The organism is Undibacterium sp. CY21W (assembly GCF_014284265.1).
GTDB lineage: Bacteria > Pseudomonadota > Gammaproteobacteria > Burkholderiales > Burkholderiaceae_D > Undibacterium > Undibacterium aquatile.
On record NZ_JACOGE010000005.1, the window covers coordinates 349,891 to 376,429 of the forward strand.

At 48.7% G+C, this 26,539-nt stretch carries 22 protein-coding genes; 8 read left to right on the top strand and 14 right to left on the bottom strand.

Going from position 1 to position 26,539, the window contains the following annotated elements; genetic code table 11:
* Positions 1 to 377 precede the first annotated feature (377 nt).
* Both H8K29_RS18140 and H8K29_RS13885 read left to right on the top strand, forming a co-directional pair.
* Positions 378 to 1,979, top strand: coding sequence for a methyl-accepting chemotaxis protein (locus tag H8K29_RS18140; protein ID WP_186898044.1), 1,602 nt, complete (start codon positions 378 to 380; stop codon positions 1,977 to 1,979).
* A 13-nt stretch (positions 1,980 to 1,992) separates the two neighbouring features.
* A complete protein-coding gene (locus tag H8K29_RS13885) occupies positions 1,993 to 2,391 on the top strand; it encodes a bacteriohemerythrin (RefSeq protein WP_186898045.1) in 399 nt (132 codons plus the stop codon).
* A gap of 76 nt (positions 2,392 to 2,467) precedes the next feature.
* Here H8K29_RS13885 and H8K29_RS13890 read toward each other — a convergent pair whose 3' ends face one another.
* Positions 2,468 to 3,502 (bottom strand): sulfate ABC transporter substrate-binding protein, encoded by a 1,035-nt coding sequence (locus H8K29_RS13890; RefSeq protein WP_186898046.1) that lies wholly within the window; start codon positions 3,500 to 3,502, stop codon positions 2,468 to 2,470.
* A 226-nt stretch (positions 3,503 to 3,728) separates the two neighbouring features.
* Between H8K29_RS13890 and H8K29_RS13895 the strand changes: the two genes are divergently transcribed.
* The 4 genes from H8K29_RS13895 (at position 3,729) to H8K29_RS13910 (ending at position 8,032) form a co-directional block, all read left to right on the top strand.
* The gene (locus tag H8K29_RS13895) at positions 3,729 to 5,303 is read left to right on the top strand and encodes a thioredoxin fold domain-containing protein (protein ID WP_186898047.1); all 1,575 of its coding nucleotides are present in this window, start codon (positions 3,729 to 3,731) and stop codon (positions 5,301 to 5,303) included.
* Positions 5,304 to 5,505: 202 nt separating this feature from the next.
* Positions 5,506 to 6,528 (top strand): methionine ABC transporter ATP-binding protein, encoded by a 1,023-nt coding sequence (locus H8K29_RS13900; RefSeq protein WP_186898048.1) that lies wholly within the window; start codon positions 5,506 to 5,508, stop codon positions 6,526 to 6,528.
* The gene (locus tag H8K29_RS13905) at positions 6,528 to 7,187 is read left to right on the top strand and encodes a methionine ABC transporter permease (protein WP_186885259.1); all 660 of its coding nucleotides are present in this window, start codon (positions 6,528 to 6,530) and stop codon (positions 7,185 to 7,187) included. The genes H8K29_RS13900 and H8K29_RS13905 overlap by 1 nt, the downstream gene beginning before the upstream one ends.
* Before the next feature lie 32 nt (positions 7,188 to 7,219).
* The gene (locus tag H8K29_RS13910; protein ID WP_186898049.1) at positions 7,220 to 8,032 is read left to right on the top strand and encodes a MetQ/NlpA family ABC transporter substrate-binding protein; all 813 of its coding nucleotides are present in this window, start codon (positions 7,220 to 7,222) and stop codon (positions 8,030 to 8,032) included.
* Between the two features lie 119 nt (positions 8,033 to 8,151).
* Here the strand turns inward: H8K29_RS13910 and H8K29_RS13915 are convergent, their stop codons facing one another.
* The 3 genes from H8K29_RS13915 to gloB all read right to left on the bottom strand — a co-directional run bounded on the left by H8K29_RS13915 (position 8,152) and on the right by gloB (position 10,877).
* Complete coding sequence (locus tag H8K29_RS13915; RefSeq protein ID WP_186885261.1) at positions 8,152 to 8,727, bottom strand: elongation factor P; 576 nt, start codon at positions 8,725 to 8,727, stop codon at positions 8,152 to 8,154.
* A 126-nt stretch (positions 8,728 to 8,853) separates the two neighbouring features.
* Positions 8,854 to 10,035 carry an elongation factor P maturation arginine rhamnosyltransferase EarP gene (gene earP, locus H8K29_RS13920; RefSeq protein ID WP_186898050.1) on the bottom strand — a complete coding sequence of 394 codons (1,182 nt, stop codon included), beginning with the start codon at positions 10,033 to 10,035 and terminating at the stop codon, positions 8,854 to 8,856.
* Between the two features lie 56 nt (positions 10,036 to 10,091).
* Positions 10,092 to 10,877 (bottom strand): hydroxyacylglutathione hydrolase, encoded by a 786-nt coding sequence (gloB, locus tag H8K29_RS13925; RefSeq protein WP_186898051.1) that lies wholly within the window; start codon positions 10,875 to 10,877, stop codon positions 10,092 to 10,094.
* An 8-nt stretch (positions 10,878 to 10,885) separates the two neighbouring features.
* Between gloB and H8K29_RS13930 the strand changes: the two genes are divergently transcribed.
* A complete protein-coding gene (locus tag H8K29_RS13930) occupies positions 10,886 to 11,647 on the top strand; it encodes a class I SAM-dependent methyltransferase (protein WP_186898052.1) in 762 nt (253 codons plus the stop codon).
* 2 nt (positions 11,648 to 11,649) lie between these two features.
* Positions 11,650 to 12,096: a ribonuclease HI gene (rnhA, locus tag H8K29_RS13935; protein ID WP_186885265.1), complete on the top strand. Its 447-nt coding sequence runs from the start codon at positions 11,650 to 11,652 to the stop codon at positions 12,094 to 12,096.
* 112 nt (positions 12,097 to 12,208) lie between these two features.
* On the opposite strand, the gene H8K29_RS13940 is transcribed toward rnhA, so the two are convergent.
* The 10 genes from H8K29_RS13940 to H8K29_RS13985 form a co-directional block, all read right to left on the bottom strand.
* A complete protein-coding gene (locus tag H8K29_RS13940) occupies positions 12,209 to 12,850 on the bottom strand; it encodes a CatA-like O-acetyltransferase (RefSeq protein ID WP_186898053.1) in 642 nt (213 codons plus the stop codon).
* A gap of 164 nt (positions 12,851 to 13,014) precedes the next feature.
* Positions 13,015 to 13,950, bottom strand: coding sequence for a transaldolase (gene tal / locus H8K29_RS13945; protein WP_186898054.1), 936 nt, complete (start codon positions 13,948 to 13,950; stop codon positions 13,015 to 13,017).
* A 22-nt stretch (positions 13,951 to 13,972) separates the two neighbouring features.
* Entirely contained in the window at positions 13,973 to 15,031 is a 1,059-nt protein-coding gene (gene selD / locus H8K29_RS13950; RefSeq protein WP_186898055.1) for a selenide, water dikinase SelD, read from the bottom strand.
* A gap of 183 nt (positions 15,032 to 15,214) precedes the next feature.
* Complete coding sequence (locus H8K29_RS13955; RefSeq protein WP_186898056.1) at positions 15,215 to 16,654, bottom strand: DEAD/DEAH box helicase; 1,440 nt, start codon at positions 16,652 to 16,654, stop codon at positions 15,215 to 15,217.
* A 356-nt stretch (positions 16,655 to 17,010) separates the two neighbouring features.
* Complete coding sequence (gene bcsZ / locus H8K29_RS13960) at positions 17,011 to 18,192, bottom strand: cellulose synthase complex periplasmic endoglucanase BcsZ (protein WP_255423381.1); 1,182 nt, start codon at positions 18,190 to 18,192, stop codon at positions 17,011 to 17,013.
* 179 nt (positions 18,193 to 18,371) lie between these two features.
* Positions 18,372 to 19,166 (bottom strand): enoyl-ACP reductase FabI, encoded by a 795-nt coding sequence (fabI, locus tag H8K29_RS13965; protein WP_186898057.1) that lies wholly within the window; start codon positions 19,164 to 19,166, stop codon positions 18,372 to 18,374.
* Positions 19,167 to 19,795: 629 nt separating this feature from the next.
* Positions 19,796 to 21,511 carry an ABC transporter ATP-binding protein gene (locus H8K29_RS13970; RefSeq protein ID WP_186898058.1) on the bottom strand — a complete coding sequence of 572 codons (1,716 nt, stop codon included), beginning with the start codon at positions 21,509 to 21,511 and terminating at the stop codon, positions 19,796 to 19,798.
* Between the two features lie 9 nt (positions 21,512 to 21,520).
* The gene (locus H8K29_RS13975; RefSeq protein ID WP_186898059.1) at positions 21,521 to 22,624 is read right to left on the bottom strand and encodes an ABC transporter permease; all 1,104 of its coding nucleotides are present in this window, start codon (positions 22,622 to 22,624) and stop codon (positions 21,521 to 21,523) included.
* A 12-nt stretch (positions 22,625 to 22,636) separates the two neighbouring features.
* Positions 22,637 to 23,575, bottom strand: a complete 939-nt coding sequence (locus tag H8K29_RS13980; protein WP_186898060.1) for an ABC transporter permease — start codon at positions 23,573 to 23,575, stop codon at positions 22,637 to 22,639.
* A gap of 34 nt (positions 23,576 to 23,609) precedes the next feature.
* A complete protein-coding gene (locus tag H8K29_RS13985; protein ID WP_222611487.1) occupies positions 23,610 to 25,352 on the bottom strand; it encodes an ABC transporter substrate-binding protein in 1,743 nt (580 codons plus the stop codon).
* Positions 25,353 to 26,539 lie beyond the last annotated feature (1,187 nt).

Below are 26,539 nucleotides of genomic sequence, written 5' to 3' on the forward strand. Positions count from 1 at the left end.
TTTTTATTGTGATGTCGGTTTTGCTCGTTGAAGTCCGGATACATTCATGAGCTGCATTATTCTTTTGTTCTCCCTTATCACTCAATGAAAAATTATCGGTAAGGTTGCGCCCCCCCAGCTCGCATATTGGTAAGCAACACAGCGAGCCCCTCTTCATCTGATTTGAGCAGCGTGATGTTGCCGCTTGCTCACCTGCGCATAGCCATGTTTACTGTGGGTGAAAATCTCCATCTTGATAAAACAATCTCTGCGTAGTTCGATGAATTGTCTGGAGTAGTTCTATTGATGTATATCATGCGCAATCTCGCCCCATTAAAATCGCCTGTGTAGTATTGAGAGTTTTGCCGTGAAGCTATCTGGAAAAAAGGAGATGAGCGATGCACGCATTTGCAAATTTAAAGATAGGCGTTCGTTTGTCGATCGGTTTTGGTATTTTGATTTTAATGACGCTGGGCATGGGTGGCGCAGGGCTGCAACGTTTTGCGGAAGTGAATGCCGTGAACAGCAGAATCATTGAAAAGGATTGGGTAAAAGCCGAGGCAGCGAATGTTATTAACGCCACTACCCGGGCCAATGCGCGGAATACGATGGAGCTTCTGATTGTGGATGATGCCACTCAGGCGGGCAGAGTCAAGCAATCGATTGAGGCGAATAAGCAGGTCATCAGTGCGGCCTTAGACACTCTGAAGCAACTGATTTATTTACCTGAAGGTCAGGCCTTGCTGGCGACATTGACCGAACGACGGACAGCGTATGTCGCTTCGTTTTCAAAAGTGCTGAAACAGATAGATGCCGGAGACAAAACCGGTGCAATTCAGACGATGAACACTGAGACATTACCGGCGTTGGATGCGCTGCAAGAACCTATCGTTGCCCTGACAAATTTACAGAAAAAAATTGTTGTTAACAGTAGTGGGGAAGTGCGGGATCGTATTGCTTCTGCCACTGCATTGCTGATTGTGCTGACTATCGCAGGTTTATTCGTTGGTGTCGGGCTGACGTGGTTTATTTCGCGCTCAATTACGCGACCACTCAGTGAGGCTGTGCATATTGCCCGTACCGTTGCTTCGGGTGATTTGACGACGAAAGCACAGATCACCACGAAAGATGAGTGCGGTCAGTTATTGCAGTCCATGCAGGAAATGAACGACAGCCTTGTGCATATCGTAAATCAGGTGCGTGGCGGTACAGACCTGATGGCTGCAGCCACACATGAAATCGCAGACGGCAATATGGAGCTTTCCTCTCGTACCGAAGAGCAAGCCAGCGCGCTTGAGCAAACTGCGGCCTCGATGGAGCAACTGGCATCGGCGGTGAGGGATAACTTTGAGTCGGGTATGCATGCCAACCGGCTTGCCGAATCAGCGGCTCAGGTCGCTGCTAAAGGTGGTGCCGTCGTCGGTGAGGTTGTGCAGACGATGGAAGCAATCAATGTTTCCTCGCGCAAGATTGCGGACATTATCGGCGTCATTGATGGCATTGCGTTCCAGACTAATATACTGGCGCTCAACGCGGCAGTTGAGGCCGCCCGCGCGGGTGAGCAGGGGCGCGGCTTTGCGGTTGTGGCATCCGAGGTTCGTTCGCTTGCCGGGCGATCTGCGAATGCCGCGAAGGAAATCAAAACGCTGATTTCTGATTCGGTAGGTAATGTGAGTGATGGTTGCCGACTGGTGGAGCAGGCAGGTAGCACCATGGATGAGATCGTGGTACACGTGCGTCGTGTGGCGGACCTGATGGGAGAAATTACGACCGCAAGTAAAGAGCAGACGACTGGCATTGAACAGGTGAATCAAGCGGTCGCTCAAATGGATACGGTAACGCAGCAAAATGCCGCATTAGTAGAAGAGGCCGCGGCCGCAACCCAGTCTCTCGATCATCAGGCAAACTCTCTGGTGCAGGCGGTCAGTATTTTTAAGTTAGGTACGCCACATTCATCAATTGGTTTCTCACGCGCCTCGCCTGCGTTACTCAACGTTTAATCTGGATACGGACATGGCATATTTTGAGTGGGCCGACGACATGGTGATCGATAACGGGCCGATTGATGAAGATCACAAAAAATTAGTCAATCTGGTCAATGAGTTGCATACAGCGACCAGTGTCGGGCGCGGTCAGGAAGTGATTGAGGCAATCATGAGTGAACTGATCACCTACACAAAAGATCATCTTCTTCGTGAAGAGCAAGCGATGGCGGCACTGAAATTTCCAAATCTGGAGCGGCATAAAGAGGGACATCATCAATTTACGGAACGACTGAATACATTACAGAGCCAGTACGAAGCGGGAAGCATTACCGTAGCATCGCAGCTTTCGTCTGTTTTACGGGATTGGTTGTCTTTGCATATCCGCCGCTCCGATAAAGAAATTAAAGTGTATCTGCAAAAGAAGTGACACTTTTCAGCGGCATTTCATCAATAAAAAAAGCCCTGTTTGTATCAACAGGGCTTTTTTACATGGCGAGTTTTATTTATTTTTTGGCTTGATATAGTTTGTCGAATTCACCGCCATCATCAAAATGCTTTTTCTGTGCTTGTTTCCAGCCACCGAAAACTTCATCGACAGTGAAGAGGTTGATCGCTTTGAAGTTGGCGGCATATTTTTTAGATGCGACTTCCGAGCGCGGGCGGAAGAAGTGTTTGGCGGCAATTTCCTGGCCCTGTTCGCTGTACAAAAATTGCAGATACGCCGTTGCTACTTTGCGTGTGCCGAGTTTATCAACAACTTTATCGACAACGGCGACCGGTGATTCTGCGAGTATTGATGTTTTCGGATAAACGACATCGTAGTGATCGCCAAATTCCTGTTTGACCAGTTGCACTTCATTCTCAAAAGTGACTAAGACGTCGCCAATTTCTCTTTGCGTAAAAGTAGTGGTCGCACCGCGTCCGCCGGCATCGAGTACCGGAACATTTTTAAACAGACGATCAACCAATTGTCGCGCTTGTGCTTCGTTGCCACCGCCCTTAATAACCGAGCCCCACGCAGCGAGGTAGGAATAGCGTCCGTTACCGGAAGTCTTGGGATTGGGAATGATCACTTTGACGCCAGGTTTGCCAAGATCATCCCAACTGGCGATGCGTTTTGGATTCCCTTTGCGCGTCAGGAACACCATGGTCGAATAAAATGGCGCAGAGTTGTTTGGGAATGATTTCGCCCAGTCTTGCGGAACCAGACCTTTCTCCGCAAGGATATCGATATCGTTTGCCTGATTCATCGTGACTACTGATGCTGCCAGACCATCGATGACAGAGCGTGCCTGCTTGCTGGAGCCGCCATGTGACTGATTAATCGTAATGGATTCTCCGGATTTCTTTTTCCATTCTGCGATGAAAGCCGGATTTACTTCTTTGAATAATTCACGCGTGACATCATAAGACGCATTCAGCAGCGGCTCGGCAGCCTGAGCGGTGAGCGAGGGGGTAAGCAGGCTGGCACCAATCAGTGCAACGACACCGGCAATGCTTAAGCGACGGTGCGCTTGCAAACCTGAGTTTGTTTTCATGTGCGATCTCCCAAATATAAGTTACCGTTATCTTCCATAAATTAAGCGCAGAAGGAAACGATAGTATTCTTCTTTACTTAGATGAAAAATGCATTTGTCGAATATGAAACAATAATTTTTCTGTATATCGTTGCGTGAAAACAATCTAAGTGATGTGCTCCCGAAGGCGTATTCGCAGACATAATTTTGCTACACTCAATCCCTTGTTTGTATTTTTACTTACTCTATGAAAACAAATGCTTCTTTCTCTGCGAGCCTGCTGGTAACGCTGCTAGTGGGTACGTTGGCCGCACCGTTGGCCGTCGCGCTGGATAAAACTGCGAGTGCTTCTGCACATGCTACGCAAGCGGGTGGTATCGAATGGCGCAAAGATAATAATGTGGATGCGGCTTTCTCCTTGGCAAAGTCTACCAATAAACCGTTATTTCTTTACTGGGGAGCGGTTTGGTGCCCGCCTTGCAATCAAGTCAAGGCAACGATATTCAATCGTCAGGAATTCATTGATAAGTCACGGCATTTTATTCCTGTGTATCTGGATGGCGATAGCCCGGGGGCGCAGAAATTTGCGGCGCAATTCAAAGTGCGTGGTTACCCGACGATGATATTGTTCAAGCCGGATGGAACTGAAATTACCCGCTTGCCTGGCGAGGTGGATTCTGAGCGCTATCTGCAGGTGCTGACGCTGGCATTGAATACCTCGGCATCGGCGGCTGATTCCTTAAAACTGGCATTAGCGGGGAATAAGTCGCTGAAGCAGGATGACTGGAGCCTGTTGGCGGATTATTCATGGGATGATCCTCAGCAAAAGCTGGTGAACAACAAAGATTTGCCAGCGACGTTATTGCGTTTGTCCGAGTTAAGTCCAGCTGGATTAAATGCAACGCGTCTGTATTTGAAAGCCTTATTTGCGGCTGCCAATGCCAGACCGGGGCAGACAGTTCCTGCCATTGACAAACAGCAGGCCACCGAGCGCTTAATCAAGTCACTTGCAGATGCGAAAGTTGCGCGTGACAACCTTGATCTCGTGGCTGGTTCTGCGGCGGAGCTGACGGAATTTTTAACTTCCGCAAAATCAGAGCAGCGTGGCAAACTCACTGCAGCATGGAATGTCGCCCTGAGTAAGCTCGCTGACGATAACAGCATATCGAAAACAGACAGACTGAGTGCCATCATTGCGCAGATCGCGCTGGCTAAGCTTGATAATGCTAAACCGTCGGCAGCCTTGCAAAAAGACGTGCAGAAGCGTGTGTCGCAAATCGAGCAGGCTACTGGCGACGCGTATGAGCGGCAATCGGTGGTAAGTTCCGCTGCCTATGCATTAGGAAATGCGGATTTGCTGGATGCGTCAGATACCTTGCTGAAAGCAGAATTAAAACGCTCGCATTCGCCGTATTATTTCATGTCAACCTTGGGCTCGAACGCGAAGAAGCGTGGCGATAAACTGGCTGCAGTGAATTGGTATCAACAGGCATATAACGCAGCAAAAGGTCCTGCAACCCGCTTGCAATGGGGTTCGAATTATGTGGTCGGTCTGATCGAACTGACGCCAGAAGACGATGCGCGTATTGAAAAAGCAGTTTCAGGTGTCTTTGCTGAATTGTCGAAAACAGAAAATGCTTTTTATCAGCGCAATCATGCTTATCTTGAAAAGATGGGCAAGAAATTAGGCGAGTGGAACAAAGATAAAAAGCATCAGGTGACTTTCCAGAAAGTGCATGCACAGCTGGATAGCATATGTGCAAAATTACCGGCAAACGATGGCCAGAAAGCGACTTGTCAGGGTGTCTTGTCGAAATCCTGATTCTCGTTAATCGAAGAAAAAATGCGGCTGAGGCCGCATTTTTTTTGCCCCGACAATCATGAATGAGAATTTCTGAAGTACTGGAAACACGCATTGCATCGCTTATACGAATTTTTGTATATACAAGTTACTTTATATGATTGGAACGAATTTGGTATCTTCGATAAAATCCATTATTCGTTATTTATTGGTTTGAGATTCAGTGATTCATATTGAGCAATTAGAAAAGCATTATCAGGTTGGCGGGCGTGAAGTACATGCGCTGCGCAACATACATCTGACTGTTCGCAAGGGGCAGATTTTCGGCATCATCGGACGCTCAGGAGCCGGTAAAAGTACTTTGCTGAGAGCGTTGAATTTACTTGAGCGCCCAAGCAGCGGCAAGGTTCTGATTGAAGGTGAAGACATCACCCGGTTTAATTCAGAACAGTTGCACAGCTTGCGGCAACGTATCGGCATGGTGTTTCAACATTTTAATTTGTTGAACGCAAAAACTATTGCTGAAAATATAGATTTCCCTCTCAAGCTCGCCGGTACTTACAGTAAAGATGCACGTCAGCAGCGCGTCGATGAGTTACTGGAATTGGTCGGACTGAGTGATCAACGACATAAATTTCCATCGCAATTGTCGGGTGGGCAAAAGCAACGGGTAGGTATTGCTCGCGCGCTGGCAAATTACCCTCATCTTTTGTTGTGTGACGAGGCAACGTCAGCACTTGACCCTGAAACGACGCAGGCAATTCTGCGCTTGCTGTCAGACATCAATCAGAAACTGGGATTAACGATCGTACTGATCACGCATGAGATGCAGGTGATACGCACAATCTGCGATCAGGTTGCGGTGATCGACGCTGGCGAGATTGTTGAGAGTGGCGATGTTGCCGATGTATTCCTGCATCCACAACATGCGGTAACGCAAAGTCTGGTCGCAGAAAATCAGGCGCTTGATCTCGATCTGTTGCAGAGAATTCAGCGTCATGAAAACAGTCAGTTGCTGCGTCTGACCTATGTCGGCGCGGCGACGCATGAACCGATACTGAGTCGTATCGCGGCGCAGACTAAAGCGGATATCACGATTTTGCAGGGAACAATTTCCCGCATCAAGAACACGCCGTATGGTCAACTGTTAGTGGAATTGTCGGGAGCGCCGGATCAAATTGCGGTGGTATTGAATTTGTTGCGCGACCTCGATGTGCGTACAGAAATCATTGAAGGAGCGCACTGATGGATTTTTCAAACATAGACTGGGAAGACATCGCGCAGGCGACACTGGATACCTTGACGATGACGGGTTTCTCTTTATTTTTTACCGTGCTGCTGGGTTTGCCTTTGGGTGTATTGCTATTCCTTACCGGTAAAAATCAGCTGTTAGAGCAACGCGGTATTTATGCGTTGTTATCTTTTGTGGTGAATATTCTTCGCTCGGTTCCTTTCATTATTTTGCTGATTGTCCTGATTCCGTTCACCTTGTTGCTGGTGGGTACCTCACTGGGTGTGGCTGGCACTATCCCGCCGCTGGTCATCGGGACGACGCCTTTTTTTGCGCGTCTGGTGGAAAACGTTTTACGTGAAGTGGATCGCGGCATCATTGAAGCCTGCCAGGCGATGGGGGCGAAAACGCATCAGATCATTATTCACGCCTTGCTACCTGAAGCCTTGCCTGGCCTGCTGGCGGCGGGAACTGTAACGACAATCGCCTTGGTGTCGTATGCCGCGATGTCGGGTGTGATAGGCGGTGGCGGCCTTGGTGATCTGGCGCTGCGTTTTGGATATCAACGATTTCAGACGGACGTCATGGTCGTGACGGTAACGATACTGATAGTGCTGGTGCAGTTATTACAATTCTTCGGAGACAAGTTGGTGTTGCGATTTACCCGTAAGTAATTTCATTTATATAAATTTAAGGATAATAAATTATGGCTCTCTCTTTTAAACGTCACTTAGCTAGCTTGTTGGTAAGCACTTTCAGCGCAGCAGCTTTGCTTGCTTCCGGCGCAGCATCTGCTGCCGATACCTTGACTATCGCAGCAACGCCGGTTCCGCACGCGGAAATTCTAGAGTTTGTGAAGCCGCTGCTGGCGAAAGAAGGTGTGGACTTAAAAATTAAAGTATTCACTGATTATGTTCAGCCTGCCGTTCAGGTCAACGAAAAACATCTGGATGGGAATTTCTTTTTGCATCAGCCCTATCTGAATGAATTTAAAAAGAGCCATAAAAACGATATCGAAGTGCCCGTCGCTAAAGTGCACGTTGAGCCATTCGCGGCCTATTCTTCTAAATACAAAAAAGTAGCGGATATTCCGAATGGTGCGACTGTCGCGATTCCAAATGACCCGTCAAATTCGGGGCGTGCTTTGTTGTTACTGGCGAAACAGGGACTGTTGAAATTAAAAGATCCAAGTAATATTTCTTCAACCAAAAAAGATATTATTGAGAATCCGAAAAATCTGAAATTCAAAGAACTGGAAGCGGCGACCTTGCCACGCGTTTTGAACCAGGTCGATCTGGCATTGATCAATACAAATTACGCTATCGAAGCAAAGCTGAATCCGGTGAAAGATTCTTTGTTTATTGAAGATGCCAATTCTCCGTATGCAAATTTGCTGGTGGCACGTGACGATAATAAAAACAGCCCGGCATTTAAAAAGCTGATCACAGCTGTGAACTCTCCTGAAGTGAAGAAATTCATTGAAGAAAAATACAAAGGTGCTGTTGTTCCTGCATTCTGATTTGTTGCCTCCACTTCCTCGTTCACATGCTTAAATTGGTCGGACGAGGATGCTGAAGTCAGTTAAAACAGGCGAAAAAAAAGCTACTCATTGAGTAGCTTTTTTTGATTCTGATGAAATCAGTTGCGAACGATACGTTTGTATTCGTTTGTGCGTGTATCGATCTCGATCACGTCATCCTGGCTGACGAACAGCGGAACTTGTACGGTATGTTGATGCGCTTCGATCGCATTTTCGATCTTCGCTTCTTTCAATACGTTACCGGAAGTATTGCCTTTAACTGCAGGTTCAGAGTACACAACCTGACGCGCAATCGTTGTTGGCAATTCAACAGAGATCGCTTTGCCATCATAGAAAACAGCTTCGCATTCCATGCCGTCTTTTAGGTAATGCAATGCATCGCCCAGATTTTCTTCTTCGATTTCATACTGTTCGTAGTCTGCATCCATGAATACAAACAATGGATCAGCGAAGTAAGAATAAGTTACTGGCTTTTTGTCGAGGACAACAACGTCAAATTTGTCATCGCCACGGAAAACGCTTTCCTGTGGGCTGTTTGTCAGAAGATTTTTCATCTTCCATTTGTAGGTGAAGCCTGTGCGGCTTGAACCGTTGACATCAGAGCGCAAGACGATCATAGGCTTGCTATCGACCATAATAATGTTGCCAACACGAATTTCTTTTGCAGGTTTCATAGCGAATAATTATAAAAAGTAGGTTGCATAAAAATCATCTGTCGCCTACTGGCAGAACGCCCCGCAAGCCCGTTTGATTCAATTTGAAAAACACATTAAAAATTAACCGTGTATTTTACCTTATTTTTATTCATTATTTACACTTTGCTGATGAACTGTGTGAGCAAACTTCAGTAAATTTGATGTCATATCGCCATTGGCAATCAGTTGCTGCTGCCATTGCAATGCCAGATCAGTCATTTGTTGCATGTCTGCTGTTAATTCTTGCCACACAGTGTCCCACTGAATAGGGGCGGGCGTCACACCATTCCAGGCGAGCATCATCGCCGCAAGCTTGTTGCTATTAACTCCGTAACATTGCAAGAACGCGTTCAGCTTTACGTGATGCAAATTTTCATCTTGCGGATAGATATGCCAGATAAATGGTTTGCCTGCCCATTGCGCACGGACAAACGAATCTTCTCCGCGGACAAAATTCAGATCGCACGCCCACAGCAGTTTGTCATAGTCAGGTTGCGGTACAAACGGCAGTACGCGAATCGTTAGAGCACCGATGGTGGCAACGCTGCCAGCTGTTGCGGGTTGGCCTGTGAACGCCTGAACCGCTTCCACAGCAACACCTTCCGGTACCAGGCAGATGATGGGCGTTGCATTGTTTTTCCATGCCTCAAACAAGGCAGCTGCCGGAGCATGTGGGTAGCAGAACAATGAAATTTTCAGCGCGTCAATTTCATTTCTGCTTAATCCTAAACCGGATAGAAACTCAGCGATTGTCGCCGGGTCTGATATAAATTGCTGACGCTGCTGCTCTAATTCTGACTCTATCAGGAGTCCGCCGGTTTTGCTGTTAAATCCCGGGAAGAAAAAATATTTTGTGAGTGGCAGTGAACCGTGAGGCGATGACAGCGTATGGCAGCCTTCCACCCATGCTTCCGCACTTAAACCTTCCAGATTCAGCCACACCGCACGAGGCTTGCGTTGCGCCATCGCTTGAATGTAGGAGGGTGGAATGTCGCAGGCAAAAAATTCAATGACGATGTCGCTGACATCTTCCGGCGTAAATGTACCGTTCTGGTCGCGCCAGTGATGTACGGTGACTCCGGCGATGTTCTGCGTATCGATATTCAGTTTTACGTCAGGACAAATCCGCTGAAAGCTGCGCAGATCATCTACCCACAAGTGAACGTTGATGTGATGTTCGCGCTCCAGTTGTCTTGCCAGACGCCAGCAGATACCGATGTCGCCGTAGTTGTCGACGACCTTACAAAATAAGGTCAGGGATTTTAAGGATTGAACTTGTTCAGACATGAAAAATCAGTAACGTTGTTGAAGCCGTGCTGAGTGTCAGATGCGGCTTCTCGATATTATCGGTAATTGTTTTTCCACTCGCGCAATGCGGCAAAAGTGGAAGCATCATCTTGATGTGCAGATATTTTTCCGGTACTCAGTAAGCGTTCAATAACAGCAGGTTCGCGGCTGCGCAAAAATGGATTGCTATGCTTTTCCAGTCCTATCTGTCCCGGCACTGTCGGTATGCCTTCATCTCTTTTGCGTTGCTCGCGGAGTAAACGTTCTGCGATGGCCTGATTATCGGGTTCAACTTCTTTGGCAAAGCGCAAATTAGACAGCGTGTATTCATGCGCGCAATAGACCGCCGTATCGTCGGGCAGGGCAGCAAGTTTATCAAGTGAAGACAACATTTGTGCGGGCGTTCCTTCAAACACGCGCCCGCAACCACCAGCGAAGAGTGTATCGCCGGAAAATAACCAGTGCTGCACTGACGCAAAATAGGCGATATGGCCCAGCGTGTGTCCAGGCACTGCGATCACTTGCAGCGTCCAGCGCATCTCAGGGATATCAACGATGTCGCCTTCTGCTAAGGGATGGCTGACCGCCTGAATACCATCATTTAGAGGGCCATATACTGGCACGTTAAAGTGCTGCAATAACGCCGGAACGCCGCCGATATGATCACTATGGTGATGCGTCAGTAAAATGGCTGACAATGTCAGTTGATGTGCTTCAAGTGCCTTTAAGATAGGGGGCGCATCTCCTGGGTCTACGACTGCCGCATGTTTGCCGTCGTGGATGACCCACAGATAATTGTCGTCAAAAGCGGGCACAGTCAATATACTCAGAGAATTCGTCATAGACACGTATGGAAGCTGTGGAAAAGAACATTATAGACCTCGATACCTGGCTGGAGTTACCTGCGGGACGGTATATTCGCGACTGGGAAGAAGCCTTGCTGGCGAAGATCACGGTCGATATATTCGGTTTTAATGCATTGCAGATCGGCTTGCCGCAGATTAACGCACTGGCGGCGAGTCGTATGCCGCATCGATGGTGTTCAAATCCGGATTTGACGAATTTGACGGAAGAAAGTGCGAGCAGGGTCGTGGTGACGCATGATTTTTCTGAGCTGCCTTTTGAAACGCAGAGCATAGACCTGATCGTTTTGCCGCATGTACTGGAATTTGCTGTGGAACCGCATCAGATGTTGCGCGAAGTAGAACGGGTGTTGATTCCTGAAGGCAGGTTGATCGTGACGGGTTTCAATCAGACCAGTTTGTGGGGCGCAAGACAATTTGTCGGGCGTCTGAATAAAAACTATTATCTGCCGCATGAAGGCGAGTTCATCAACCCGGCCCGTTTGAAAGACTGGCTGAAATTACTGAATATGGAAATCGGACCGGTTCATTTTGGTTGTTACGCGCCGTCGTGTCGTTCAGAAAAATGGTTGCATCGTCTTCAATTCATGGAAAAGGCCGGACAACGATGGTGGCCGTATTTCGGTTCTGTCTACGTTATGCAGGCAATTAAACGGGTGCGTGGCATGCGCATGATAGGGCCTGCATTGAAGCAGAAGCGCGTTGTACGCGGTGCCGCTATTCCGGTCGCAAATAAAGCAAAAAAATAAATATGGATAAGATAGAAATTTATACAGATGGTGCTTGTAAGGGCAATCCTGGTGTCGGTGGTTGGGGCGCTTTGTTGGTTGCAGGAACGAAAGAAAAAGAGTTATTCGGCGGCGAACGGGAAACCACCAATAATCGCATGGAGTTGATGGCGGTGATCCGCGCGCTGGGTGCACTGAAGCGACCATGTCATATCGTTTTGCATACCGATAGCCAGTATGTACTGAAGGGGATTACTGAGTGGATCACCGGCTGGAAAGCCAAAGGCTGGAAAACGGCATCTAAGGCCCCGGTCAAGAATGTCGATCTCTGGCAGGAACTTGATGCGGCACAGTTGACGCATCAGATTGAATGGCGCTGGGTACGTGGACATACCGGTCATCCCGGCAATGAACGCGCTGATCAGTTAGCCAATCGCGGCGTTGATCTGGTCTTGTCTGGCGGGGCTTGAGGGTATTTCACCTTCAAACTATTCTATGCTGCAGTGTTGACGCTGGTGTTGGTGGGGGCTGGTTTGTGCCTTGCCAGCCCGCATGGAATATAGGCTGTGGGGCATGCCTGAATTATGCTTCTGGTAGTTCGCTCATGCCCTTTTGCAACCGGCTCAGAAATTGATGGATGTGGTAAGCATCAACCAGTCCGTGATGAACGAAGCTGGCGACAGGTAACTGCATTTTTCCATTTTCCATATGACATTTTCCTGCTGATATTTTCGGTACGCTATCCATGCCATCATGACGGCGTGCATGCGTGATACCTGTAAAATTAATCCACGGCATCGCAGAAAAATGAATGGCATCATTGCGTTTGCATTCATCTGTAAAGCACAGACCTGTGTCATTTTTTACTTTGTCCATCGCACTGTTCGCATCTGTTGAAAATACAGCGAAATCCTCGTGAAACGGTATCGGGCAGAAGCCAAAGGTGTTATCTACGCGGCTAATAGTGGCGTTCGCGTGTATCCGTGCATATTCAACGACCAGACCATTTTCGATGCGATAGCGCATTGCTTCAGTATCGTTAATTGCCTGTAAAACGCGTTGCAGATAAAACAGAAAGAAAGACGTTTTGGTTTGCTTGCAATAGTGATAGGCGGCGTCACAGTCTATATTGGCGACGATGCCGTGAAATGGTTCGTCGCATTGGGAAAAGAAAGCGAAGTGTTCGCGTCGGTTCCAGCTTGTCAGATCAATGACTTTTTTCATACGGATGTCGATATAAAAACAGGGATAGAAAATTCTATCCCTGCGATGGTTTTGTTGCTGTGCTGTAGATCAAAAATGAACAACAGCGCTACCGCAATTGTTCAGCAATCGTGCAGCCGTTGTGCGTGCAATACGATTGAATACGCTGACGTGTTCAGTGACACTTATTTTAGTGCTGCAATCATTTGTTCCAGCTTCACCGTATCTGCGCAGAATGCACGTATGCCTTCCGCCAGTTTTTCGGTTGCCATCGCATCTTCGTTAAGTTGGAAACGGAATATTTTTTCATTCATGCTGATTTTTTCCAGATCAGAAGAGGCCGCCACTTCTGCGCTCAGCTTTTGTGTGATTACTGAGTTGGTATCAGCAAGCTTTTGCAGTAAATCCGGGCTGATCGTCAATAAGTCGCAACCCGCCAGTTCGAGAATTTGCGAGGTGTTGCGGAAGCTGGCACCCATGACTTCGGTTTTGTAGCCAAATTTGCGATAGTAGGTGTAGATTTTTTTGACGGATAACACACCCGGATCATCGGCACCAAAAATTTCCTGACCGGTTTTTGCTTTGTACCAGTCGTAGATACGCCCGACAAATGGTGAAATCAGTTGCGCGCCAGCTTCTGCACAGGCAATCGCTTGTGCCAGTGAAAACAGCAGGGTCATATTGCAACGGATGCCTTCTTTTTCGAGTATTTCTGCGGCGCGTATGCCTTCCCAGGTCGAGGCAATTTTAATCAGTATGCGTTCGCGTGATACGCCAGCGGCTTCATACATCGCGATCAACTGGCGGCCTTTAGCGACGGTTGCTTCGGTGTCAAAAGAGAGGCGGGCATCGGTTTCAGTTGAAACACGACCAGGAATTTCGTTCAGAATTTGCAAACCGAAAGCGATCAGCAGATGATCGATCGTCTCATCGATGGATTTGCCCGCAGTATCTTTGACTGCTTTTTCCAGCAAGTGTTTATATTCTGCTTTTTGAACAGCCTTCAGAATCAGCGATGGATTAGTAGTGGCATCGCGCGGTGTGTAGGCCTTGATTGCCTGAAAATCGCCGGTATCGGCAACGACAGTCGTATATTGCTTCAGTTGTTCTAATTGATTCATATCTTCGGGCTATTCAAAAAAATCAGGGGTTAACTTCAACTGCAGGTAAGCCTGCAACAATATCACCAATGACGGCCGCTTCAAAGAAGCCACCTTCACGGAAAATCGTTAAAACAGCGTCTGTTGCTGACGCATCACAGGAAACTAATAATCCGCCGGATGTCTGCGGATCGGTCAGCAATGCCTGTTGCGCAGCGCTGATACCGGCATTCAGTCTGACCTCATTTCCGTAGGCTGCCCAGTTTCTGGCGGAGGCGCCAGTGATAAAACCCTCCGTTGCGAGCTGCTCTACTTTGTCCAGCAAAGGAATGTCCTGCATGCTGAGTCTGGCGGTGACATTGGCACCGCGGCAGACTTCCAATAAATGCCCGAGCAGACCGAAGCCGGTGACATCTGTCATCGCATGCACATCGTCGAGTTGGGATAGCTGTTGTCCCGGGCGATTCAGCTTGGTCGTGCTGTTGATCATGCTGGCGTAACCTGCGTCATCCAGCGCTTGTTTTTTGAGCGCGGCAGACAAGATGCCCACGCCAAGAGGTTTACCAAGGATAAGCTTATCGCCAGCTTTGGCATCCGCATTGCGTTTCACTTTTGAGGGATGTATCAGGCCCATGACGACCAGACCATAAATCGGCTCAACCGAATCTATCGTATGGCCACCTGCAATCGGAATGCCGGCTTCGGCGCAAATGGATTCTCCGCCCTGAATGATTTTTCCTATGACATCAAGCGGCAGTTGATTGACTGGCATGCCTACCAGTGCCAGCGCCATGATGGGCGTGCCACCCATGGCATAGACATCGGAAATAGCATTGGTGGCGGCGATGCGCCCGAAATCGAATGGATCATCGACGATGGGCATAAAAAAGTCGGTGGTGGCGATCAACGCCTGCTCGTCATTGAGTTTATACACCGCAGCATCATCGGCCGTTTCTATGCCGACCATTAAAGCAGGCGGCACTGGAAAGCCACTGGATTTTTTGAGAATTTCAGCGAGGACGCCGGGAGCGATTTTGCAGCCACAACCGCCACCATGGGAAAACGATGTCAGGCGAACAGCAGGTTCAATGTTGGTGGTCATAGATCATCAGGAGAGTGCGTTCATCAAGCTGATGATTATACGCCGGGGACATCAGTATAAAAAAAGCGACCACCGTAGTGATCGCTTTTTTGTGATATTGCTTATCTGGCAAAAGCTATATCGACGTACTATGCAGCAGAATGAAGCCGCACCGTCCGTTGTTCAGCTTCGTCCAGCAGACGATTAATAGTCGCCAAATGAACGACGTGCGCCACCTTCGCTGGAACGATTGCCTTTATAGCCGCCGCTGCCTTCTTTACGTGGCGCAGCGCCTGTGCCTGCACCAGCTGGTTTGCTGAATGAGCGTTGACCTGGTTTGCTGTTACCAAAGCCGCCACCGCCTGGTTTGCGGTTGTCGCCTGGCTTCCAGCCACCTGGTTTGCGCGCGGCAGAGCGCGGTGCAGATGCTGTTTTCTTCGGTTCAAAACCTTCGATCACATCGACCGGGATCAATTGTTTGGTGAAGCGCTCGATGCGTTTGACATGCATACCTTCTGCGTGATTGACCAGCGATACTGCCAGACCTTTACGACCTGCGCGACCCGTACGGCCAATGCGGTGTACGTAATCTTCAGGGAATTTAGGTAAGTCGTAATTGAATACGTGGGTGATGCCTGGTACGTCGATACCACGGGCAGCAACATCAGTTGCGACCAATACGCGGATCTGACCACGACGCAAACCGTCCAGCGTGCGGTTACGCGCGCCCTGATGCATGTCGCCATGCAGTGCAGCAGCGGCAAAGCCAGCGATATTCAGGCGATCTGCAATCGTATCTGCATCACGTTTAGTCGCAGTAAATACTACGGCCTGATCCATGGATTCGTCGCGCAACAAATGGTCGAGCATACGGTTTTTATGGGACAGATCATCCACGAAGTGAACTTTTTGCTGGATGTTTTCATGTTTGCTGGCAGAGCCTGCAATCTGAATCACCATAGGATCTGTCGTGATGCGTTTTGCCATGTTGCCGACAACGCCATCAAGCGTCGCAGAGAACAGCATGGTTTGACGTGTGGCTGGTGTCGCGGCAACGATTTTTTCGATGTCATCAATGAAGCCCATGTCCAGCATACGATCTGCTTCATCGAGTACCAGCATTTGCAATTCAGAGAAGTCGATTTTGCCGGAATCCATATGGTCGATCAGACGACCTGGAGTCGCGACCAGAATTTCAGGATTGCGCGACAACAACTGCATCTGTTTTGGGTAAGGCATGCCACCCAGAATCGATACGGCTTTGATACGGCGTGAATAGGCGCTGTATTTGTCGGTTGCGGTTGTGACTTGCAACGCGAGTTCGCGTGTTGGAGTCAATACCAGCATTTTTGGTTTTGCTGCGACGAAACGAGGACGGTCGCCACGTGAGCGGGCGGATTGACGTTCCTGATTTGGTGTTTTGCTGTTGTCGTAAGTAACGACTTCAGCGGAAATTAATTTATGCAAGGCTGGCAGCATGAATGCCGCAGTTTTGCCGGAGCCGGTCTGGGAAGAGACCATCAGGTCACGTCCATTGATCGCTGCGGGAACGGCTTGTTCCTGTACTGGTGTTGGCTTGGTGTAGCCGGAATCTGTCAGGGCGCGGATCAGGTTGGCGTGGAGGCCTAGTGCTTCAAAACTCATGGAATACTTTCGTAAAAATTTAGCGCGATGAGAAACTAACGCGCGCAAAAATGCAGCGCCAACCAAACGAAATAAACACAGAGAATCCAACAACGGACGACAATGAGATTTCGGCACAAAAGCTTTGCGCCAGGATGATGTCTTTGGTGTAACCAGACATGCAGGGCGGGAGGGCTTTTACATGCTAACTCCGGTACGGAGATGCACAGGCTTGCGATGCTACAGTTTTCTTTTCTGCGTTTTATTGCAGTGCAAAAACGAAATGATACATGATTTTACGAAAATAAGCACCAGTTTTTAACAATTGCAGCGGCCTGTCTTAGCTGAAAGGGCGAGTTGCATCGCGTGCGGGAGGCTTATCTGATTTTTTTGCAGCTCTTCTGCCAGGCCATTTCTGCTTTTCCTTTTGCAGAAAATGCATAACGCTTTTCGCGCCAGCCGAGGGCGAATAAGGATAAGACCTGATCGTAATACGCATCGGCCTTGATGGCTTGTGCTTCCAATCGCAATTCCTGCTGTTGCAGCGCTTTACTTGCTTTGCCGGCCTGCAGGAAGGGTATCAGCGCGACAGAAAATCCGGATGAGCCCGGGCTTTTCACTTCGCCGGTCATGACGTTGACGAATTCCGGTGGATAGCCTTTCATCTCGGTTAGTTTTGCCATTGGTGACAATGCCTTGATTAAGGTGGCGCGATCAGGGTCGTGCTCGTTCATCATTCCGGCCCATAAGTACACACGGATGGCGTTGTAACCGCCATCGCCTTTTTCTGCGCCGTTAATATCAGCGGTGAAGCCTTTTTCGGGATGAAACAATATCCAGTCTGCGGTATACCCTTTTGGTGACGAACCAAGAATGATCTGCATGGATGAAGCCAGCAGTTGCTTCCAGCGTGGATCTTTATCTGTGCTGTCAAACCAGCGTAAAAGTTGGATGGGCAGGTAACTGGCATTGAGCTTCCAGGACTTATCTGCTAACGCAAATCCTGTTGGTGCTGGTAACAGCGTCAAGCCCAGTTTGGGGATGTCCGCCGTTTCTTCGTTCAGGATGCGTTGCGCAAGTAATTTTGAGAGCGCCGTGTAGCGCTTTTCATTCCAGGCATCGCCCGCGAGGCCAAGCGTGTAGGCGATCCATAGATCGGCGTCGGATGCCGCATTTTTATCAATGATGCCCCAAGTTTCATCGGCACGTTTGCCCCATTGCCAGGCGGGTAGGTGGGCGGTCAGATCACCGTAGGCGAGATTATTTTCGGTCCAGCGCAGGAGTGTGTCAAAACTTTCCCTGTCGTTGGCGATCAGAGCGAAGAACAGTGCATAAGCCTGGGCTTCGGAAACAGTCGGTTTGATACTGCCGCTGTGATCGATTACGCGACCATCGGCGGTGACAAATGTTTGTTTGAAATTCGACCAGGCCAGCCATGCGGAATGGCATCCGTCATTCTCTGCCCATACATGATTGCTGCTGGCAAGGCCGATCAGACAAATCATCAGGACGATCAGTTGCTGAGTCAGTTTTGTGGGGAGCTGAAAAACGGCGCGCATAGTGTTGAGTGAATTCGTGGCGTATGACGAAGGGTGGTGCTGCGTTGATTTTGTCCAAGTGTAATCGATTGCAAAACGATCACGAGATTCTTGTTGAAATTGATGGCGTACGACAATACGACAGGCGATAAAAAAGGTGCAGCCAGTGCACCTTTTTAAATGCCAGTATGTAGCGCTTCTTAATGGTTGTAAGAATCGGCATTCAGACCCATCACATGCGAGAAGCCACCGTCAACATAAGTGATTTCGCCGGTGATGCCGTTGGCCAGATTCGACAACAGGAATGCTGCGGTATTGCCGACATCTTCGATAGTCACATTGCGACGCAGTGGTGCATGGTCAGCCACGAAGCCCAGCAGTTTACCGAAGTCTTTGATGCCAGATGCTGCCAGTGTTTTGATCGGACCAGCAGAAATACCATTGACGCGTATGCCTTTTTTGCCGAGGTCTTCTGCGAGGTAACGTACAGATGCTTCCAGCGATGCTTTGGCCAGACCCATCGTGTTGTAATGTGGGATCGCACGAATCGCGCCGAGGTAAGACAGCGTCAGCAAGGCAGAATCTTCGCGTAACAGAGGCAGGGCCGCTTTTGCCATGGCCGGGAAACTGTAGGCAGAGATGTCATGTGCAATGCGGAAAGCTTCGCGTGAAAAGCCGTCGAGGAATTCACCGGCAATCGCTTCGCGTGGGGCAAAGCCGATCGCATGAACCAGGCCATCAAGACGATCCCAGTGCTGCGCCAGATCTTTGAAGGTAGCGTCGATTTGTTCGTCGCTGGAGACGTCGCAATCGAAAATCAGTTTGCTGTCAAATTCTGCTGCGAATTCGGTAATTCTGTCTTTAAAACGATCGCCGACATAGGTAAATGCGAGTTCAGCACCTTCGCGTTTGCATGCCTGTGCGATGCCGTAAGCGATAGAGCGATTCGACAGTAAGCCGGTGATCAGAATTTTTTTGCCTTGCAGAAATGCCATGTTGACTCCAGGTATTGTCGTAATGCGGATGCGGCTGTTAGCCGAAAATGCCTTGAAAGGCCGCATCAATATTACGATGTGGTTTTCGGTCATTTTTAAAAGCCTGTTTTACTTTCAAGCAGGTTTTTAAAAATTTTCCTTTACTGATTACTTTCACCAGCTTCTTATTAAGCCGGTTTTCGTTGCTTTCCGGATAGCGGGGTGGCAACAACAGGTCGGAATTGTAGATGCTTCGCGCAAATCGGGCAAATACTAACTTTCAATCAAATGATGGCAGCTGGACGATCAGTCGGGGACAAGTGCAAGCCCGGATGTTTTAATGCTGCACCGGCGGGCGGCCTTTGTTTCTGATCGCGATCGCAACATCCCGTATCCATGCTTCTTTATTGCGAAAGACTGGCTTAACTTCGCCTAACATGCATACCTCGATTTCGTTTCTCACAGCTGATGTGCACAGAAAAATAAGCGTGATCAACTGGTATTTTTACTCTAAATATACTCCCCCCAGTATATTTTTAATGCCCAATGTTTATTCGGACTATTCAGCTGTTTTTAAACATACTCCCCGAAAAAGATTATTTGCAGAGGGCCGGGCCAGATTCGCCCGGCACCATTACTTCATCGTCTGCTCAGATGCCGCCGTTAACATGCGCTGCTTGCAGCCCGCGCGGTATCGCTTGCAACAGAGTTTGGGTATATGGTTGTTGCGGATGCAGATAAAGCTCATCCGAATTCGCCAGTTCAACCACTTTGCCTTTATTCATTACCATGACCTGATCGGCGATGTATTTAACGACCGCCAGATCATGCGAAATGAAGATATAAGATAGGCCGAATTCTTCCTGCAAATCCTGCAGCAGATTGAGCACCTGCGCCTGCACCGAGACATCGAGGGCTGATACCGATTCATCGCAGATCAGCACTTCCGGTTTCATCGTCAGGCAGCGCGCAATTGCAATCCGCTGGCGCTGGCCGCCGGAAAACTCATGCGGATAACGATGGAAAGCGGCGGCAGGTAAGCCGACCTTATCGAGTAACTGCATTGCCATCGCCACTCTTTCATTATTGCTGGCACCGATCTGGTGTATCAGCATAGGCTCCATCAGGATCTGGCCAATGGTGAAACGTGGATTGAGCGACGCGTAAGGGTTCTGGAAGATGATCTGGATCCGGCGCTTGTACGGTAAAAACGCTTTGTCCGTCATCGACAGGATATCTTTGCCGTCAAACATCGCTTGTCCGCTGGTGGCCTGATGCAGGCGCATCAGCGTTAAGCCCACTGTGGTTTTGCCGGAACCTGATTCGCCGACCACGCCCAGCGTTTTACCACGGGCGAGTTTGAAGGAAACATTCTCGACCGCTTTGAATTCTTTTTTGCCGAAAAAACCATCGCGGGTAAAAAAACTTTTCCCCAGATGATTGACTTCGAGGATGATTTCTTCATCGCCGCGAATGCCGCGCTGTCTTTCATTCTGCGCGGGCAGGGCACCTTGATGATGGATGAAATCGGCGATAACGGGCAAGCGCCACGGGCGGGTATCAAGCGAAGGGCGGCAATGCAGCAGCGCCTGTGTGTAAGTGTCTTTCGGTTGCTCGAAAATCTGTTGCACCGTGCCGGCTTCGCGGATCACGCCATGCTGCATGACGATGACATGATCGGCAATTTCACCGACCAGTGCCAGGTCGTGCGTAATGAACAGCACCGACATTTTGTGTTTCACACGCAGGGCATCAATCAGATCGATGATTTGCTTTTGTATCGTCACATCCAGCGCAGTGGTTGGTTCATCGGCGATCAGTAATTTCGGCTCGCAGGCAATCGCCATTGCGATCATCACGCGTTGTTGCTGACCACCGGACATCTGGCTGGGATACGCATCCACCTTCGATTGCGGGTCTGGAATACCGACTTCTTCCAGCAGCGCAATTGCTCTGGCACGTGCCTGTTTGGCATTCATGCCCATGTGCAGACGCAGGACTTCGGCAATCTGAAAGCCGACCGTGAAGACCGGATTCAGGGACGTCATCGGCTCCTGAAAAATCATGGAGATGTCTTTGCCGCACAGCTCGCGCCGTTGTTCTGTGCTGAGTTCCAGCAGGCAGCGGCCTTCAAACAGAATTTTGCTGTCAGGTGCAATGCTGGAGGTGTCCTGTGGCAGCAAGCCCATCACGGCCAGTGAGCTGACCGATTTGCCGCTGCCCGATTCACCTACCAATGCGACTGTAGCGTTATGCGGAATCGTGAAGGACACGCCTTTGACGGTTTCAACACTGTCTTTTTTATTGATGCGAAAAGAAACGCGTAAATTATCGACCTGAAGTAATGGAGAAGTAGAGTGAGTCATGGTGCTTCCTTATTTCAGCTTAGGATCAAGCGCATCGCGCAGGGCGTCGGTGAACATAGAAAATGCCGTCACCAGCACCGCCATGGCGGTGGTCGCCGCCACTAGTTGCCACCATTTACCAAGGATCAGTTCATTCTGGGCTTCGTTCAGCATGCTGCCCCACGACACGGTGCCGACCGGAACGCCGAAGCCGAGGAAGCTCAGTATCACTTCTGATTTGATGAAGCCGACTACCAGTATTGATACCTGCACCAGCGCGACGTGGCTGACATTCGGGAAAATATGAATGAACATCTTGCGGAAATGCGTCGCGCCGATGGCATCGGCGGCCCACACGTATTCACGCGCTTTGTGCTTCATGTATTCGGCACGCATCAGCCGGAACGGGCCAGTCCAGCCGGTGAAGGCCAGAATCAGGATGATGGTGGAAACGCCTTTTTGCTGCAAAACCGCGGCGACGGACAGCACCAGCAGCAAGTAAGGGATAGACGTGAAGATGCTGTAAAACCAGTTAAAGAAATCATCGGTGCGACCACCGAAATAACCGGCAAATGCGCCGAATAAAGTGCCCAGCAATGTCGCCAGTACTGCGGCAACCAGACCTACCACAATCGAGGTTTCTGCGCCTTTAATCGTTTTCTTGATAATGTCATGCCCCCATTTGTCGGCACCAAAAGGGAGGGTGCTTGCACGTTCTGCGACGATGGCTTTGCCAGACTTTGCCAGTGCGGCATTGATGTCGGCCATCTCTTTTGCCAGCGGATCACTGATGCCATAAAAATCCAGTGACTCAGTTTGGGCGGAAGTCTTTTGACGCAATTCGCGCAAGACATCTTTCAAAGGATCGAGCGGATTTTCTGCTGTGTTTGCCTGAGCTGACTGAGCAGCATCCATTTTTTCTGGTGGCGCATCCGCGCCGATAAAGTGTGGCGGTGCGTAAGTGACGCCTGTTTCTTGTTCCCAGTCGGCGGCAATCATGCCGCTGGCGGACAGGATGAGCATCAGCAAAAATGCCGTGACGATCGCCAGAGAAACCATGGCAATTTTGTCGGCACGCAAGCGACGCCATGCGAGCGTCCATAATCCCGGTGAGGTGTGTGGTTGCATAGTCATCTTGTGCGATCCTTATTTCAACTGCACGCGTGGATCAACCGCCTGGTACAGCAGATCAGTCAATAGGTTAAATATCATGGTGGCTGCGGCGACATAAACGGTAATTGCTTTGATGACAGGAAAGTCGCTGCGTTCGACCGCCAGTATCACTTCGCGGCCTATGCCCGGAATCGAGAAAAAGCGTTCAATCAAAAATGCACCGATCAGCAGGGCAGGTAAGTTCGACATCACATGTGTGATGATAGGAATGGAGGCATTGCGCAGTACGTGTACCCATTTCACGCGCCGTTCAGGCACGCCCTTGGCGCGCGCTGTGCGTACATAATCCTGATTCACTTCGTCGAGAACAAAACTGCGGAATAAGCGCAGATTCGGCGCGACACCAACGACCAGCGCAATCAGAATCGGCAGGGCGGAATATTTGAATAAATTTTCGCCAAAGCTGTTACCCCATCCTTGCACCGGAAACAGACTTAACTGATACGCGAAGAAATACTGGCCGACGATGATGTACACCAGAATGCTGATGGACATACCTACCGTGCACGCAATCATGACAGTACGGTCAGTCAGCGAGCCGCGTTTAAATGCAATGGCCAGCGCGAGCGCAATGGCGATCAGTGTTTCCAAGATCGTCAGTGGAATCAGCACCGTCAATGACGGACCGAGACGGCTGCCGATAATCGACGATACCGCTTCACCGGTACTCCAGCTATTGCCGAAATTAAAGGTCAGAATCTGCTTGATAAAAATCCAAAGCTGAACATAGTAAGGCTGGTCTATGCCAAGCTGGGTGCGGATATTCGCAATTTGTTCGACGTTAGACATTTTGCCTGCCAGCAGGTAGGCCGGATCGCCGCCGACCCAGTTAAACAGAAAAAATACCAGCAGAATCACACCCAGCATGGTGGGTGCCATTTGCCACAAGCGGCGCAAGATATAAGCGGTCATGAGATGTCCTGGTAAATCGGAAGAAGATGGTGCATTACTTGTTTTTATCGATGTCGATATACTTCCACTCGATCAGCATGACGGCGTGTTTTTTATAGCCCATCACCCGCGCTTGCGAAAGCATATTGCGATAGCGTGCATAACCGATTCTTTGCGCCGAATAGACTTCCATTACCCGCGCCATTTTGTGATACAGCGCGTCACGTTCTTCGCCCGCAGGCAATTTTTGCGATGCTTCATACAGTTTGTCGTATTCAGGAATCGCAACGCAGCCATTGTTATTCATATGAATATTCTTGCTGTAAAACAGCTGCATAAAATTGTCGCCGTCGGGATAATCGGCAATCCACGGCGAAATACGTTGTGTCAACTGGCATTGCTTTTCTGCTTTTAGAATTTCAGCAAAAGGACGGAAATCCACTTTCATACGAATGCCGACGCTGTCGTAAGTTTTTTTCCAGACTTCTGCCTGTAATTTGCCGCGTGATTCGGTTTGCGCCGTATAGGTGATTTCCAGTGGCTGGCCATCTGGCAGGGTGCGGTAGCCGTCTTTTCCTTTTTTGTAGCCGAACTGATCAAGCAGCGCGTTTGCCGCCGCCGGGTTGTATTGAATGCTGCTGCGGTATTTTGGATCATGTCCAACCACGCTGGGAGGAATGGGAAATTCAAGCGGAACCGCTTCACCGTTATCGACAATCCGGATTTCATCCTCGACTTTATGCGCCATGGCGACCGCACGGCGCAGTGCGACTTTTTCTTTACTCAGGCCACCCCAGACAGGGTCTTGCATATTCCAGTAATAAATCGTTAGCTCAGGATCGATAATGCGTGAGAGCTGTACGCCCTTTTTTTCGAATTCCGGTTTCAGCTTGCCGTTTTTCATGACTTGCGGGGCGAGTCCGCCGTAAAGCTGAAATAAGTCGACTTCGTCTTTTTGAAACGCTAGCAAGCGAGACTGATCTTCGAGGATGACGTTGACGATGACTTTGCCGATTTGCGGCATGCGTTTGCCTTTCATCGCCTTAACAATCTGCTGGTCCGCTGGATCTGCGCTGGCGGCATAATCCCAATAGACGGGACGATAGTCTGGATTTGCTTCCAGTACCATTTTCGATCCACGTACCCACTCTGTTAACTTATAAGGGCCGGTGCCGACTGGATTCGCCATCGCCAAGCCCTGTAAGTCCTGATATTTTTCTATGACTTCCCGTGCGACTGCCGACATCGCGGCATACGATAAAATCATCGGTAAATTGAAATCAGGGCGGCTGAGATGTATACGTAAGGTGTACTTATCGACGATTTCCAGTCCCGGAATTTTGACGTCGTAGTCGAATTTTCCGGTTTTCTTCGCTTTGGCGGCATAAGCATCCAGACCAATAATCTTATCTTCCAGCAACCAGCGGTGGCTTGATGCGATTTTCGGATCCATTAAGCGCTTGAAAGAGTAAACATAATCTTCCACCGTCAGTTCACGTTTTTTTCCTTTGAACGCGTCATCGGGAGTGAAGTAAATGCCTTTCTTGAGGCGTATCGTGTAGTTTTTTCCATCCGCAGAGACTTCTGGTAATTCTGCAGCAGTCTCAGGAACGACTCTAGCTGGGCTGGCGAGATAGTCGTAGCTGAATAGGCGCTCGAAGACAACGACGTTAATTGTATTGGAATATAAGTCGCGCGTTGCAGCGGGATCGAACCCGGTTTCCGCAACTGGAAAAATTGTTCTTAGGACTTTTGTCGGATCAGCAAAGCCGTCGTCTTTGCCAGCCGGAGTTGCCATACTTATTCCACAGCACAAAGTGACAAGGAAAAAACTACCGATGGTGCAAATTCGTTTGTATTTGCGAAGAAGGGCGAATCCTGCAGATTTGTTTTTTGCGAACTTAAAATTCATATAGCAATGTCTCCAACTTCCAGATATGACCAACCTCAGTGGCACTGATTCCGGCCACCTGATGCAGTCATTTGTTAATCTGATGAAAAGGCGGAGGAATTTCTTAGTAGTGCGCCGTAACCTTATCTTAAGTTTCTGGAAATAAGGAGATAGGAAGAAAATTTTTATTGCTTTTGATTGCACTTAAATGGTGCGATTTTGCGCATTTATAGGACGTGATCACGGTTTAAGTGACAGATGATAAAAAATTTTTGCTGTCATGCATTAAAAAACAAAGAAAAATTGGCGCAACTTTTGTGGGATTTCAGTCGATATTTCTATTGAAAGTAAATTTTATTCAGTCCTGAGTATTCAGTAACGAATAATTTTATGAAAGTTTTTCATAGAGGGGGGCATGCACTAATTTTATGCTGCAAGGCACAAATTAATGCATTTCCTTTATTTTTCTTTTTTTGGCAGAATAATCGTTGTTGTTTTTCTGTGGAATACTATTTGCTAGCTATTGACAGTTGATGGCGAGAAATGGTTTTATGCGCCTTCGGAAAAATTTGGCAGATAAATTTACATATTTTTCTGTAGAATATAAGTTTATTTACATCAAGTTACTTTGGACAAAAATATTTACACGAAGTTGGTTTTTTTACTTCGCAGTCTGATAAATTGATTCGTGTAAATGTGTAATGTTTTGAGCAACCGATGCTCGGATATATTCAGATCTCGGTAATCCGCTTGGATTAAATGCGAATTTGCGATTGCAGAATTGATCGTCGTTGCTGCGGTAGTTAAAGCTGAATAACGGATTGAAATTCTGGTCTCTATTTTGCTTAAGAAAAACCGGTGCGTTCTGTGTAGGAAACTACTGACCGCATAGCGTATTTATAATTGTTTTTGTTTGAACCGTTTTGACGTGAGTCAATAGTAGACCTTGTGGGGTTGGAGGAGTATTAATGGATTTTTCAGATCGCCAGCAAGAGCCGGGCAAGAAGTTCCTGGGCATAGGGCTGGTCATAGCGTTTCACGTAGTGCTGGTGTATGCACTGCTCAATGGCTTGGGCACCAAGCTCATCGAAATC

Bases quoted from the DNA above. Each gene is read 5' to 3' on its own strand.
- H8K29_RS18140 (WP_186898044.1), top strand. From the start codon at position 378: ATGCACGCATTTGCAAATTTAAAGATAGGCGTTCGTTTGTCGATCGGT.
- H8K29_RS13885 (WP_186898045.1), top strand. From the start codon at position 1,993: ATGGCATATTTTGAGTGGGCCGACGACATGGTGATCGATAACGGGCCG.
- H8K29_RS13890 (WP_186898046.1), bottom strand. From the start codon at position 3,502: ATGAAAACAAACTCAGGTTTGCAAGCGCACCGTCGCTTAAGCATTGCC.
- H8K29_RS13895 (WP_186898047.1), top strand. From the start codon at position 3,729: ATGAAAACAAATGCTTCTTTCTCTGCGAGCCTGCTGGTAACGCTGCTA.
- H8K29_RS13905 (WP_186885259.1), top strand. From the start codon at position 6,528: ATGGATTTTTCAAACATAGACTGGGAAGACATCGCGCAGGCGACACTG.
- H8K29_RS13910 (WP_186898049.1), top strand. From the start codon at position 7,220: ATGGCTCTCTCTTTTAAACGTCACTTAGCTAGCTTGTTGGTAAGCACT.
- H8K29_RS13915 (WP_186885261.1), bottom strand. From the start codon at position 8,727: ATGAAACCTGCAAAAGAAATTCGTGTTGGCAACATTATTATGGTCGAT.
- earP (WP_186898050.1), bottom strand. From the start codon at position 10,035: ATGTCTGAACAAGTTCAATCCTTAAAATCCCTGACCTTATTTTGTAAG.
- gloB (WP_186898051.1), bottom strand. From the start codon at position 10,877: ATGACGAATTCTCTGAGTATATTGACTGTGCCCGCTTTTGACGACAAT.
- H8K29_RS13930 (WP_186898052.1), top strand. From the start codon at position 10,886: ATGGAAGCTGTGGAAAAGAACATTATAGACCTCGATACCTGGCTGGAG.
- rnhA (WP_186885265.1), top strand. From the start codon at position 11,650: ATGGATAAGATAGAAATTTATACAGATGGTGCTTGTAAGGGCAATCCT.
- H8K29_RS13940 (WP_186898053.1), bottom strand. From the start codon at position 12,850: ATGAAAAAAGTCATTGATCTGACAAGCTGGAACCGACGCGAACACTTC.
- tal (WP_186898054.1), bottom strand. From the start codon at position 13,950: ATGAATCAATTAGAACAACTGAAGCAATATACGACTGTCGTTGCCGAT.
- selD (WP_186898055.1), bottom strand. From the start codon at position 15,031: ATGACCACCAACATTGAACCTGCTGTTCGCCTGACATCGTTTTCCCAT.
- H8K29_RS13955 (WP_186898056.1), bottom strand. From the start codon at position 16,654: ATGAGTTTTGAAGCACTAGGCCTCCACGCCAACCTGATCCGCGCCCTG.
- bcsZ (WP_255423381.1), bottom strand. From the start codon at position 18,192: ATGCGCGCCGTTTTTCAGCTCCCCACAAAACTGACTCAGCAACTGATC.
- fabI (WP_186898057.1), bottom strand. From the start codon at position 19,166: ATGGCATTTCTGCAAGGCAAAAAAATTCTGATCACCGGCTTACTGTCG.
- H8K29_RS13970 (WP_186898058.1), bottom strand. From the start codon at position 21,511: ATGACTCACTCTACTTCTCCATTACTTCAGGTCGATAATTTACGCGTT.
- H8K29_RS13975 (WP_186898059.1), bottom strand. From the start codon at position 22,624: ATGACTATGCAACCACACACCTCACCGGGATTATGGACGCTCGCATGG.
- H8K29_RS13980 (WP_186898060.1), bottom strand. From the start codon at position 23,575: ATGACCGCTTATATCTTGCGCCGCTTGTGGCAAATGGCACCCACCATG.
- H8K29_RS13985 (WP_222611487.1), bottom strand. From the start codon at position 25,352: ATGGCAACTCCGGCTGGCAAAGACGACGGCTTTGCTGATCCGACAAAA.